The organism is Streptomyces sp. NPDC026246, from assembly GCF_055567995.1.
Window position 1 is genome coordinate 124,761 of sequence record NZ_JBVHPJ010000002.1, and the last position, 11,283, is coordinate 136,043.

Consider the following 11,283-nt stretch of genomic DNA (forward strand, 5'->3'; position numbering starts at 1 on the left):
CCTCCCCTGGCGAATGGCTGCAAGGGGCATTGCAGTGGCCGGGGACGACTCCTGATTGACGCGTACACGGCACCCACATGGCGGGCGGGGGAGTTCCGGGTGACGGGCCCTCCCGTACGCTGCGGGCCCATGAACGCCAAGCAAAATGCAGTCGCGGTGGTGACGGGTGCGGGCTCGGGCATCGGGCGGGCGGTCGCGGTGGAACTGCTGCGCGCCGGCTGGTCGGTGGCGCTGGCGGGCCGGCGCGCGGAGACGCTGGAGGAGACGGCGGCCCTGGTGCCCGAGGGAGCGGCTCTCGCGGTACCGACGGACGTCTCACGCCCCGAGGACGTCACCGCCCTGTTCGACGCCACGGTCGAGCACTTCGGCCGGGTGGACCTGCTGTTCAACAACGCCGGCACGTTCGGGCCGGGCGGCGTGCCCGTCGAGGAGCTGCCCTACGACGCGTGGCGGCACGTGGTGGACACCAACCTCAACGGGGCGTTCCTGTGCGCGCAGGCGGCGTACCGGCAGATGAAGGAGCAGGACCCGCAGGGCGGCCGGATCATCAACAACGGCTCGATCTCCGCGCACACCCCTCGTCCGCACTCGGTGGCCTACTCGGCGACCAAGCACGCCCTGACGGGTCTGACCAAGTCCCTCTCCCTGGACGGGCGTCCGTACGGGATCGCGGTCGGTCAGATCGACATCGGCAACGCGGCGACCGACATGACGGCCGGCATGCAGGCGGGAGTGCTCCAGGCAAACGGGGAAGTAGCCCCGGAACCGGTGATGGACGTGGCGGACGTGGCGCGCACGGTGCGGCACATGGCGGAGCTGCCGCTGGAGGCGAACGTGCAGTTCGCGACGGTGCTGGCGACGACGATGCCGTTCGTCGGGCGCGGCTGAGGACGGGCGCGGAAAGTCAACGCGTCAACATGCACATCCGGAATATGAACGTCCGAACTATTGCGGCCGGTCGGGCGCTTATGCTCAACTCTCCTACACCAAAGCTTCACACTTGGAGCAGAGGGCTTCCACTGGCCACATCCAGGGGGGAGGCGGCAGTCGTTCCACGGCACCGGGTGGGGGTGGACCCCGCGTGGGATCGCGGAGTACGCACCGGTACGCGTGGAACGACTGCCGCTCAAGGCCTGAGGGGCGCAGGCCTTGCGGGAGGGGACGTCGGCCCCGGCGGGCCGAGGCCCCGTGACGGGGCGGCCGTCAGGCCCGGCTGTCAGGCCTGGCCGGTCTCGAAGCGGGAGATGCGGCCGTCGTCGTCCACGGTGAAGCTCCAGCGGGTGCGCATCTCGCCCCACGTGTCGTTGCTGTAGCGGGCGACGAGCGAACGGCCGCCGTTGGACTCGTTGTCGACCTCCATGTGGCCGCGCGAGGAGAAGATCTCCCGGTCGACCCACTCGGTGAGGTCCCGGTCCGTGCCGTCGTCGGCCATGGTGGCGCCGGGCGCGAGGAGCGCCATGAAGGCGTCGCGGTCGTGGTTGTTCACGGCCGCCACGAAGGCCCGGACGGCCGGGTCGCTGAGCCGCGTGGTCTGGATCGTCATACGAGCAGCGTGGTCCCGCCGGCCGGGCCCCGCCACCCGTACCACCCGAACGGCGCTCCCGGCGCCGCCGCCGGATGTCTCCCGGAGCCGTCGGTGCCACGGTGGAAGCGCGCCTTCGCACGAGGCCCTTTCCGTTCCTGCTGCCCGCTCCGGGAGACGACGTGACGCGCTACGACCGACGTGATCTGGGACTGCTGCTCCTGCGACTGGGGACGGGCGGTGTCCTCGCGGCCCACGGCGCGCAGAAGCTGTTCGGCTGGTTCGGCGGCCACGGCATCGAGGGCACCGGCCAGTTCATGGAGTCCATCGGCTACGTCCCCGGCAAGGCGAGCGCGACGGCGGCGGGCCTGGCGGAGACGGGCGGCGGCACGCTGCTGGCGCTCGGCCTGGCGACCCCGGCGGCCGGGGCGGCGGCGGCCGGCGCGATGGCGGGGGCGGCGGCGGTCCACACCCCGAACGGCTTCTTCAACCAGGAGGGCGGCTACGAGTACGCGGCGACGCTGGCCCTCACGGCGGCGGGCCTGGCCGTCACCGGCCCGGGCCGCCTCTCCCTGGACCACGTCCTCGGTCACGCGGTGAACCGCGGCTGGATGATCCCGGCGGCGTTCGCGGCGACGGCGGCGGGCACGGTGCTGGTGGTCGGCGCGCGGGCGAGGCGCCTGAGGAAGGCGAAGGAGGGCGAGCAGGACCCGCTCTTCGAGGAGGAGTACCTGGAGTAGCAGCCCTCTGGGGGTTGTCAGGCCCTCGTGGCAGGCTGCCGCCCATGACTGATCACACGCCGCCCGAGCCCGACCTGTGGGCCACGATCGAGACCTTGTCCGAGTGGCTCGACGGCCACCGCCCGGTCGAGGGCCGCGAGGGCCTGCTCCTGCGCATCCTGAAACTGTCCGAGGAGGTCGGCGAGGTCGCGCAGGCGGTGATCGGGGCGACGGGCCAGAACCCGCGCAAGGGCGTCACGCACACGTGGGAGGACGTGCAGGCGGAGCTGTGCGATGTGGTCGTCACGGCGCTGATGGCGCTGCGGACGCTGACGCCGGAGGCGCGGGAGGTGTTCGGGGCACACCTGGACCGGGTGCGGGAGAGGGCGCTGGCGTCCCACACCGAGGAAGAGCCCGTATGAACACGCTGGACACCCCCCTCACTCTCCCGAACGGCCAGGTACTGGCCAACCGCCTGATGAAGTCGGCGCTCAGCGAGTCGCTGGGCGACAAGAACAACGCACCCGACGAGCGCCTCGGCCGTCTGTACTCCACATGGAGCCGAGGCGGCTACGGCCTCATGATCACCGGCAATGTCATGATCGACCGCGAACAGCTCGGCGAACCGGGCAACATCGTCATCGAGGACGAACGTGATCTCGACGCGCTCTCGCGCTGGGCCACGTCGGCCCAGGACTCGGGCGGTGCGATCTGGGCACAGCTCAACCACCCCGGACGCCAGGCCAATCCCTTTGCCCTCGGACACACGCCGGTGGCCCCCAGCCCGATCCCGGCACAACTGCCCGGCGCCAAGACGCCGCGTGAACTGCGACCGGCGGAGATCGAGGAGATCATCGAGCGCTTCGCCACGGCCGCGGCCGTGTGCGAGGCGGCCGGCTTCGACGGCGTACAGGTGCATGGGGCTCACGGGTATCTCATCTCGCAGTTCCTGTCACCGCTGGCGAACCGGCGCGAGGACGACTGGGGCGGCGATCCGGAGCGGCGGATGCGGTTCGTCCTCGAGGTCGTCCGCCGCGTCCGCGGCCGCGTCGGACCCGGCTTCGCAGTGGGCGTCAAACTCAACTCGGCGGACTTCCAGCGCGGCGGATTCACCGAGGACGAGTCCCAGGCCGTGCTGGTCGCGCTCGCCGACGAAGGCATCGACCTCGTCGAGGTCAGCGGCGGTACCTACGAGTCCATGGCGATGAGCGGCACGGCGGCCCCCAGTACGAGGGCACGCGAGGCGTACTTCCTGGAATACGCCCGTACCGTTCGCACGCTCGTGGGCGGCATCCCACTCGCCGTCACCGGGGGATTCCGCACCCGCGACGCCATGCGGCGTGCCGTGGAGGCCGGCGAATGCGACGTGGTCGGCATCGGCCGGCCGGCGATCACCACGCCGGACGCGGCCCGGCTCATCCTCGAAGGGCAGACCGAGGCACTCACGACACGCCAGGTGCGCTACGGCATGAGAACCCTGCTGGGCAGGATCGCCGACCTCAGAACCCTGGACGGGGTCATGGACATGAGCTGGCACACCGACCAGATCCATCGGCTCGGGAACGGCCTGGACCCCGACCTGAATCGCGGCAGCATCGCGGCGACCATCGCGATGGTCCGGCGAAACGGGCGCACCTCGTTCCGCACCAGGCGGGGCGGGTGGTGAGCGGCAGACGAGTCGGGCTGTACGCCGGGTTCTGTACCCCGGGACCTCGCGGTCGTCGGGGTGACGGCCATCCATCTAGGGCCGGCGTTGCCGCCGGCCTCGTGCGGTCTACCCGCGGACTCGGGCGGGCAGCCCTCGAACGTCCGCGCAGGAGCACCGAGGTGCTCCCTCTTGACCTTGCTCCGGGTGGGGTTTACCTAGCTGCCTGAGTCACCTCAGGCACTGGTGGTCTCTTACACCACCGTTTCACCCTTACCGAGGACCGAGATCCCCGGCGGTCTGCTTTCTGTGGCACTGTCCCGCGGGTCACCCCGGGTGGCCGTTAGCCACCACCCTGCCCTGTGGAGCCCGGACGTTCCTCGGGAAGCCCCCTCACGGGGACTCCACGCGGCCGTCCGCCCGGCTCGTCTGCCGTGCCGACCATGGTACCCGGGGCGCGTCCCGCTTCGGTGCCGCGGCCGTGGCGAGGACCGAACCCGCCAGGATCAGCGTGAAGGCGACACCGATGCCCAGGGTCAGCTCCTCGTCCAGGAGGAGCGCGCCCGCGGCCACCGCCACCGCCGGGTTGACGTACGTGATCACCCCGGCCCGGGTCGGGCCGATCTCCTTGATCAGCTCCAGGAAGGCCACGAACGCCACCGCCGTGCAGACGACACCGAGCCCGGCGAGCGCCGCCAGGACCTCGCCGGAGGGCATGGCGTCGGGGCGGGTGAGGAAGGCGGCCGGTGCGTAGACGACGGCCGCCAGCGTCAGGCAGGGCGTGATCAGCTGCAGCGTCGGCACGTCCTTGAGGTGCCGGGCGGCGATCAGCGGGGCGGTGGCGTAGCCGACGACCGTCACCAGCACCTCGGCCAGGGAGCGGGCGTCTCCGCCGGTGAGGTGCGGCAGGGTGAGGACGGTGACGCCCGCGAGACCGAGGGCGAGCCCCGCGACACGACGGGCTCCCACCCGCTCCCCCGCGCCGAAGAAGCGGGCGAGGAGGATCGCGACGATCGGCACGCCCGCGATGAGGAGTCCCGCGGTGGAGCTGGACAAGTGGCGTTCGGCGTCGGTCAGGGTCCACCAGGGGCCGATGATCTCGATGACGGCGAAGGCCAGCATCGGCTTCCAGTGCGTCCGGACGGTACGGCCGAGTCCGCCCTGGCGGAGGGCGAACGGGAGCAGCAGCGCGGCACCGAGCGCGCACCGCGCGAACACCACCACGGACGGGGACAGGTCGTCCACCGCCACCTTGATCATCAGGTAGGGGATGCCCCAGACCACTCCCATCAGGGAGAACAGGAACCAGCCGCGTGCAGTCATGCGGTGATTCTCGGTCGCGTCACCGGACCGCGTCTTGAACGCTGTTGCGGTACGCCGCCGGGGTCACGCCCAGCACCCGGCGGAACCAGCGGGTGAGGTGCGCCTGGTCGGCGAAGCCCACGAGCGCGGCGGCCTCCGCCGGGCGCAGGCCGGCCTCCAGCAGGCCCCGGGCCCGGGCCACGCGGTGCTGCGCGAGCCAGGCGTACGGCGGGACGCCCACCGCCGTGCGGAAGGCACGCAGGAGCTGGTAGCGGGACAGGCCCAGCTCGGTGGCGAGGGCGGCCAGGGACGGCGGGTCCAGCAGCTCGTCGGCGAGGCGGTCGCGGACGGTCCGGGCGAGGGCGGCGGCCCCGGGCACGGTGTCGTCCGCCGCGCGGGCGGTGGAGTGGCGGCGGGCCAGGGCGGTGAGCAGCCAGGGCAGCCGCGACTCGGCTTCGAGGGGGTCGGGGCAGGCGCTGATGTCGGTGTGCGCGGCGCGCAGGGCGGCGGCGAGTTCCGGGTCGTGCAGGACGGGGTCGCGGAAGTGGGGCAGGCCGCCGAGCGTGCCGTCGCGGAGCAGGGCGGTCCCGGCGTAGAGGGCCTGGTAGGCGTAGCCGTCACAGGCGGCGGGTCCGCCGGTGTGCATCTCGCCCGGCTCCAGCACGACGATCGACCCGGGGTAGGAGTGGATGTGCCCGCCGCGGTAGGCGATGCGTTCGGACCCGCCGACGGTCACGCCGATCGTGAACTCGTCGTGGGCGTGGGGCGCGTAGACGTGCCGGTCGAAGCAGGCGGTGAGCAGGTCGAGGGCCGGGCCGTCCCGCCCCAGCCGCGCCCTGGTCCAGCTGGCCCGCTCCCGTGGTGTCGCCATGTCGTACCCCCCGTCCCCAGGGGATCAGAGGAGGTCGACGGTGTCCAGGTCGAAGGCGAAGGGGTCGGGCAGGGTGACGGTCTTGCCGAAGGGGCGGGCGCAGTGCTCGCGGTAGTCGTCGTCCTTGGGTTCGCTGAACACGGTGACCTGCGCGGTGTCGCGGTCGACGAGCAGATAGAGCGGGATGCCCGCGCGGGCGTAGCAGCGGCGCTTGGTCTCGCGGTCGGCCTGCGGTTTGGTGGAGGTCACCTCCAGGACCAGGGCGATGCCGTCGCAGGGCATCCAGGGGTCGGCTCCCCGGTAGAGACGCCGTTCCATGGGGGCAAACGTGCCGTCGGGAATGACGTGGTCCTTCGGGCAACGGCCTCCGCTGCGGAGTTTCAGCCCCTTGTTCCCCGAGAACTGCATGTCGGTACGGGAATTCCTGATCACCTGGTTCACGATCAGCCCGACGTAGTCCTCGTGATCCCCGTCCGGCGGCGGCGTCACAACGATCTCCCCCTCGATCAGTTCGGCCCGGAAACCCTCCGGTGTGTCCAGGGCGAGAAAGCCCTCCAGCAGGACGTCTTCCTGCGAGAGCGGCTCGTGGGCCATGGCAGTCATGTCACGCCCCTCCTTGTGTCGCTCGCCAGACTGGGACATCGCCGAACCACCCGCCCGTGAGATCGGGAACCGTTCCCTCGATCGTGGCACACGCCCGCCGTCCCCGTCAGAAGCCCGGGGACCCGCTGCTTGACCTTGCCGCAGCGTCAGCGTCTTCACTGGTGGCATGCGGATCGGAGAACTCGCCCGGGTCGTCGGCGTCACCACGCGGGCCGTGCGGCACTACCACCATCTGGGGCTGCTGCCCGAGCCCGAGCGGCGGGCGAACGGGTACCGGGAGTACACCCTGCGGCACGCCGTCGTGCTGGCGCGGATCCGGCGGCTGACGGAGCTGGGGCTGGGGCTCGCGGAGGTGCGGGACGTACTGGCCGACGAGGAGGGCAAGGACCTCGCCGAGGTGCTCACCGAGCTGGACGAGGATCTGGCGCGGCAGGAGGAGGAGCTGCGGGAGCGGCGGGCCCGGCTCCGGACGTTGCTGGAGGCGGAGGGCGGGCTGCCCGCCGAGGGGCCGGTCTCACCGGAGCTGGCGGCGCTGTTCGCCGGGACGGCGCATCTGTCCGTGCACTCGCCGATGGCCGCCAAGGACCGCGAGATCATCGCCTTCCTGGAGACCGCCATGCCGGCCGCGGACCGGGAGCGGATGGTCGCGTCCATCGGGGAGGCCCTCGGCGCTCCGGGGGCTGTGCAGCGGGTGGCGGCCGCGTACGCGCTCCTCGACGCGCTCGCCGGTGCCGAGCCGGACGACCCGGGGGTCGAGGAGGCGGCCCGGGCGCTGGCCGGCTGCATCCCGCCGGGCCTGTTCCCGCAGGCCGGGGAGGTCGACGAGAACGACGGTGTGGTGCGGGCGCTCTACGCCGACCTCGCCCCGGCCCAGGCGGAGGCCGTCCGCCGCACCATGCGGCTGCTCGGCGAGGAGCTGCGATGAGGACCGTGCGGCGGCTGGCCGGGCACGAGCTGCGGCTGCTGTGGAGCCTGGTGCTGTGGGCGGCCCGGCGGCACCAGGGTGCGGCGGCGGGCGGGCAGACCTTCGGGTACGCGCGCGGGCAGGGCGCCATGATGGCCGGGTTCGCATTCGTGTGCCTGGTCGAGACGGTGGCGATGTCCGTGCTGCTGGAGGACTGGCCGACCGTGCACGCCGTGGTCCTCTTCCTGGACGTGTACACGATCGTGCTGGTCGTCGCCCTGCACGCCTCGTCCGTCGTGCGCCCGCACGTGCTGGACACCGGCGCGGGCGCGCTGCGGATCCGGCGGTACGTCCACGTCGACCTGGAGGTGCCGCTGGAGCGGATCGCCTCGGTACGGCGGGAGCTGCGGATGACGCACGGACGGGCCGACGGCGAGCTCGATGTGGAGGTCGGCTCGCAGACCACCGTCACGCTCGAACTGACCGAGCCGGTCACGCACGTGACCTTCCTCGGCCGCCGTCGCGCGGTGCGGGTCGTCCGCTTCCACGCCGACGACGCCGACGGCCTGGTCCGCGCCCTCGGGCGGGCCCTGGTCTGACGCCCCCGTACGCTGGCGGCGGAGTTCGATCGAAGGAGTACCCGTGCTCGTCCTGCTGCCGCCGTCCGAGGGGAAGGCCGCTTCCGGCCGCGGTGCCCCGCTGAAGCCCGAGTCGCTGTCCCTGCCGGGGCTGGCCGGTGCGCGCGAGGCCGTGCTCACCGAGCTGGTCGAGCTGTGCTCCGGCGACGAGGAGAAGGCACGCGAGGTGCTGGGGCTGAGCGAGGGCCTGCGGGGCGAGGTCGCCAAGAACGCCGCGCTGCGCACTGCCGGGACCCGGCCGGCCGGGGAGATCTACACCGGCGTGCTGTACGACGCCCTCGGCCTGGCCACCCTCGACACGGCGGCCAAGCGCCGCGCGTCGCGGTCGCTGCTGGTGTTCTCGGGGCTGTGGGGGGCGGTGCGGGTGACGGACCGGATCCCGTCCTACCGCTGCTCGATGGGCGTGAGGCTGCCGGGTCTGGGCGCGCTCGGCGCGCACTGGCGGGCGCCGATGGCGTCGGTGCTGCCGGAGGTGGCCGGGCAGGGGCTGGTGCTGGACCTGCGGTCCGCCGCGTACGCCGCCGCGTGGAAGCCGAAGGGCGAGGTCGCGGGGCGGACGGCGTCCGTGCGGGTACTGCACGCGCCGACCCGCAAGGTCGTCAGCCACTTCAACAAGGCGACGAAGGGGCGGATCGTACGGAGCCTGCTGACCTCGGGGGCGGTGCCGCAGTCGCCCGCCGCGCTGGTCGAGGCGCTGCGGGATCTCGGCTACGTCGTGGAGGCGGAGGCGCCCGCGAAGGCGGGGCAGCCGTGGTCGCTGGACGTGCTGGTGGACGAGGTGCACTAGAGGCCGATCCACGGCTGTTGCGCTGGATGCAACGACCTTTGCGCACCGCGCATCACCGACGGCAGGATGAGGCCCATGGTCTCCTCCTCGCCTCCGCCTGCCTCCGTGCTGGATCTCGCGCCCGTCCTTCCCGTCGTGGTCGTCGAGGACGTCGATGACGCCGTGCCGCTGGCGCGGGCGCTGGTCGCGGGAGGGCTCCCGGCGATCGAGGTCACCCTGCGCACGCCCGTGGCCCTGGACGCGATCCGGGAGATCGCCCGGGAGGTGCCGGAGGCGGTGGTCGGCGCGGGGACGGTCATCGGCCCCGGCCAGGTGGCCGACGCCGTGGCCGCCGGCGCGCGGTTCCTGGTGAGCCCGGGCTGGACGGACCTGCTGCTGGACGCGATGCGGGCTTCCGGGGTGCCGTTCCTGCCGGGGGTGTCGACCACGTCCGAGGTGGTGGCGCTGCTGGAGCGCGGCGTGCGGGAGATGAAGTTCTTCCCGGCCGAGGCGGCGGGCGGTACGGCGTATCTGCGGTCGCTGGCGGGGCCGTTGCCGCAGGCGCGGTTCTGCCCGACGGGCGGGATCGGCCCGGACTGCGCCCCGGACTATCTGGCCCTGCCCAACGTGGGCTGCGTGGGCGGCAGTTGGATGCTGCCGTCGGAGGCGGTCGCCGCCCGCGACTGGGGGCGCGTCGAGAAGCTGGCCCGGTCGGCGGCGGGGCTCAGCGCAGGTACGACGTGTCGTTGAGGAGGCGGACGCTGGCGTTGCCGTCGGCGTAGTAGGCGACGACCGACAGGGACGCGGCGGACAGTTCCATGCGGAAGAGGGACTCCGGCGGGGCGCCGAGGGCCAGGCGCACCAGCGTCTTGATCGGGGTCACGTGCGTGACGAGCAGGACCGTGCGGCCCGCGTACGCCGCGAGCAGCTCGTCGCGGGTGGCGGCGAGCCGGGTGGCCGTCTCGGCGAAGCTCTCGCCGCCGCCGGTGGGCCGGGCGTCCGGGGAGGCCAGCCAGGCGTCCAGGTCGTCGGGGTGGCGTTCGCGCACCTCGGCGAAGGTCAGTCCCTCCCAGGCGCCGAAGTCGGTCTCGCGCAGGCCGTCCTCGATCTGTACGTCGAGGCCGAGGCGGGCCGCGACGATCCCGGCGGTCTCGCGCGTGCGGGCCAGGGGCGAGGACACGACGGCCTGGATCGTGCCGCGCCGGGCCAGCATCGCGGCGGCCCGCTCGGCCTGCTCCCGGCCGACGCCGGAGAGGGAGGGGTCGGTTCCGCCGCTGCCCGAGAACCGCTTCTGCGGGGTCAGCGGGGTCTCGCCGTGCCGGAGCAGGACGAACGTGGCCGGGGCGCCCATGTCGGCGGGAGCCCACCCGGGACTCGCCACGGCCTGAGCGGCCCGGGCACCGGTAGCGCCCTCGGCGTCGGCACCGGCGCCCTCCTCGGCCTCACCGGCCGGGGCATCGGCACCGGCCTCCGCATCACCAGCGGGGGCATCGCCACCGGCGGCCTCCGCGGGATTCTCGCCCCTCGGCGCGGGTGTCTCCGCGTCTGCGACGAAGGCCCCGTCGGTGGGCCCGGCCCCGGTCCCGGTGTTCGAGGCGCCGGTCCGCGCGGCCCCGCCGCCTGCGACGGCCTGCGCGTCGGTGTCAGCCTCCGTAGGGGCGACCCCCGGCGACGACGGCTCCAGGTCCGTCTCGCCCTGCGCGGGGTCCCCGGCCGAAGGACCCGCCGCACCTGCGGAAGGCGGCACGGTACCCGCCCCCGCCGACCCGGCCGCGCGGCCGGCGGCCAGGGCGTCGCGCACCCGGGCCGCGCCCGCGGCCGCATCGCCGGGCGGCTGCGGCGCCGCCGCTCGGGGTGCCGCGTCCAGTTCGGCCGTCGACGCGGACTCCGACCACTGCTGCCCCTTGGCGCCCGCGTCCATCGCCTCGTTGGCCAGGCGGTCCGCGTGCTTGTTGCGCTCCCGCGGGATCCACTCGTAGGTGACGCTGCCGGGCGGGAAGACGCGGGCGGCCTGCGCCGCCAGGGGCTTCATGTCGGGGTGCTTGATCTTCCAGCGGCCCGACATCTGCTCGACGACGAGCTTGGAGTCCATCCGGACGTGGACCGTCGCGGCCGGGTCCAGTTCGCGGGCGGCGCGCAGGCCGGCGAGGAGTCCGCGGTACTCGGCGACGTTGTTCGTGGCGACGCCGATGTACTCGGCGGTCTCCCGCAGCGTCTCCCCCGTCGCGGCGTCGCTGACGACGGCACCGTAGCCGGCGGGCCCCGGGTTGCCCCGCGATCCGCCGTCGGCCTCGACGATGAACTCCCGCACCG

12 protein-coding genes, 1 other RNA gene and 1 pseudogene are annotated in these 11,283 nt (G+C 73.2%); 8 read left to right on the forward strand and 6 right to left on the reverse strand.

Annotation, left to right across the window (positions count from 1 at the left end):
- The first annotated feature begins 129 nt into the window (after positions 1–129).
- Positions 130–888 carry an SDR family oxidoreductase gene (locus ACZ4M5_RS04645; protein ID WP_467733078.1) on the forward strand — a complete coding sequence of 253 codons (759 nt, stop codon included), beginning with the start codon at positions 130–132 and terminating at the stop codon, positions 886–888.
- 328 nt (positions 889–1,216) lie between these two features.
- On the opposite strand, the gene ACZ4M5_RS04650 is transcribed toward ACZ4M5_RS04645, so the two are convergent.
- Entirely contained in the window at positions 1,217–1,543 is a 327-nt protein-coding gene (locus ACZ4M5_RS04650) for a nuclear transport factor 2 family protein (RefSeq protein WP_398111308.1), read from the reverse strand.
- A gap of 161 nt (positions 1,544–1,704) precedes the next feature.
- On the opposite strand from ACZ4M5_RS04650, the gene ACZ4M5_RS04655 reads away from it, so the two are divergent.
- The 3 genes from ACZ4M5_RS04655 to ACZ4M5_RS04665 are packed head-to-tail and all read left to right on the forward strand — an operon-like array spanning position 1,705 to position 3,907.
- Positions 1,705–2,262: a DoxX family membrane protein gene (locus ACZ4M5_RS04655; RefSeq protein ID WP_467733080.1), complete on the forward strand. Its 558-nt coding sequence runs from the start codon at positions 1,705–1,707 to the stop codon at positions 2,260–2,262.
- A gap of 44 nt (positions 2,263–2,306) precedes the next feature.
- Complete coding sequence (locus tag ACZ4M5_RS04660; RefSeq protein ID WP_467733082.1) at positions 2,307–2,663, forward strand: MazG-like family protein; 357 nt, start codon at positions 2,307–2,309, stop codon at positions 2,661–2,663.
- On the forward strand, positions 2,660–3,907 hold the full coding sequence (locus ACZ4M5_RS04665) for an NADH:flavin oxidoreductase/NADH oxidase family protein (protein WP_467733084.1): 1,248 nt from the start codon (positions 2,660–2,662) through the stop codon (positions 3,905–3,907). The genes ACZ4M5_RS04660 and ACZ4M5_RS04665 overlap by 4 nt, the downstream gene beginning before the upstream one ends.
- A 4-nt stretch (positions 3,908–3,911) precedes the next feature.
- On the opposite strand, the gene rnpB is transcribed toward ACZ4M5_RS04665, so the two are convergent.
- The 4 genes and pseudogenes from rnpB to ACZ4M5_RS04685 all read right to left on the reverse strand — a co-directional run bounded on the left by rnpB (position 3,912) and on the right by ACZ4M5_RS04685 (position 6,662).
- Positions 3,912–4,314, reverse strand: an RNA gene (rnpB, locus tag ACZ4M5_RS04670) — RNase P RNA component class A.
- Positions 4,315–4,429: 115 nt separating this feature from the next.
- Positions 4,430–5,209 (reverse strand): annotated as a pseudogene (locus ACZ4M5_RS04675) (DMT family transporter); the annotation flags it as partial.
- Between the two features lie 19 nt (positions 5,210–5,228).
- A complete protein-coding gene (locus ACZ4M5_RS04680) occupies positions 5,229–6,059 on the reverse strand; it encodes an AraC family transcriptional regulator (RefSeq protein WP_467733086.1) in 831 nt (276 codons plus the stop codon).
- A gap of 24 nt (positions 6,060–6,083) precedes the next feature.
- Entirely contained in the window at positions 6,084–6,662 is a 579-nt protein-coding gene (locus tag ACZ4M5_RS04685; RefSeq protein ID WP_467733088.1) for a Uma2 family endonuclease, read from the reverse strand.
- Positions 6,663–6,828: 166 nt separating this feature from the next.
- Between ACZ4M5_RS04685 and ACZ4M5_RS04690 the strand changes: the two genes are divergently transcribed.
- The 4 genes from ACZ4M5_RS04690 (at position 6,829) to eda (ending at position 9,720) form a co-directional block, all read left to right on the forward strand.
- The gene (locus ACZ4M5_RS04690) at positions 6,829–7,587 is read left to right on the forward strand and encodes a MerR family transcriptional regulator (protein WP_467733090.1); all 759 of its coding nucleotides are present in this window, start codon (positions 6,829–6,831) and stop codon (positions 7,585–7,587) included.
- A complete protein-coding gene (locus ACZ4M5_RS04695) occupies positions 7,584–8,165 on the forward strand; it encodes a hypothetical protein (protein ID WP_467733091.1) in 582 nt (193 codons plus the stop codon). The genes ACZ4M5_RS04690 and ACZ4M5_RS04695 overlap by 4 nt, the downstream gene beginning before the upstream one ends.
- Before the next feature lie 43 nt (positions 8,166–8,208).
- Entirely contained in the window at positions 8,209–8,991 is a 783-nt protein-coding gene (yaaA, locus tag ACZ4M5_RS04700) for a peroxide stress protein YaaA (RefSeq protein WP_467733093.1), read from the forward strand.
- A 75-nt stretch (positions 8,992–9,066) separates the two neighbouring features.
- Positions 9,067–9,720 carry a bifunctional 4-hydroxy-2-oxoglutarate aldolase/2-dehydro-3-deoxy-phosphogluconate aldolase gene (eda, locus tag ACZ4M5_RS04705; RefSeq protein WP_467733095.1) on the forward strand — a complete coding sequence of 218 codons (654 nt, stop codon included), beginning with the start codon at positions 9,067–9,069 and terminating at the stop codon, positions 9,718–9,720.
- Here the strand turns inward: eda and ACZ4M5_RS04710 are convergent.
- Positions 9,695–11,281 carry a bifunctional RNase H/acid phosphatase gene (locus ACZ4M5_RS04710; protein WP_467733097.1) on the reverse strand — a complete coding sequence of 529 codons (1,587 nt, stop codon included), beginning with the start codon at positions 11,279–11,281 and terminating at the stop codon, positions 9,695–9,697. The two genes, eda and ACZ4M5_RS04710, sit on opposite strands and share 26 nt — an antisense overlap.
- Positions 11,282–11,283: the final 2 nt, after the last annotated feature.

What these genes read in the sequence shown, in the direction of transcription:
- ACZ4M5_RS04650 (WP_398111308.1), bottom strand. Translation starts at nt 1,543, where the DNA reads ATGACGATCCAGACCACGCGGCTCAGCGACCCGGCCGTCCGGGCCTTC.
- ACZ4M5_RS04690 (WP_467733090.1), top strand. Translation starts at nt 6,829, where the DNA reads ATGCGGATCGGAGAACTCGCCCGGGTCGTCGGCGTCACCACGCGGGCC.
- ACZ4M5_RS04695 (WP_467733091.1), top strand. Translation starts at nt 7,584, where the DNA reads ATGAGGACCGTGCGGCGGCTGGCCGGGCACGAGCTGCGGCTGCTGTGG.
- eda (WP_467733095.1), top strand. Translation starts at nt 9,067, where the DNA reads ATGGTCTCCTCCTCGCCTCCGCCTGCCTCCGTGCTGGATCTCGCGCCC.
- ACZ4M5_RS04685 (WP_467733088.1), bottom strand. Translation starts at nt 6,662, where the DNA reads ATGACTGCCATGGCCCACGAGCCGCTCTCGCAGGAAGACGTCCTGCTG.
- ACZ4M5_RS04680 (WP_467733086.1), bottom strand. Translation starts at nt 6,059, where the DNA reads ATGGCGACACCACGGGAGCGGGCCAGCTGGACCAGGGCGCGGCTGGGG.
- ACZ4M5_RS04645 (WP_467733078.1), top strand. Translation starts at nt 130, where the DNA reads ATGAACGCCAAGCAAAATGCAGTCGCGGTGGTGACGGGTGCGGGCTCG.
- ACZ4M5_RS04665 (WP_467733084.1), top strand. Translation starts at nt 2,660, where the DNA reads ATGAACACGCTGGACACCCCCCTCACTCTCCCGAACGGCCAGGTACTG.
- ACZ4M5_RS04660 (WP_467733082.1), top strand. Translation starts at nt 2,307, where the DNA reads ATGACTGATCACACGCCGCCCGAGCCCGACCTGTGGGCCACGATCGAG.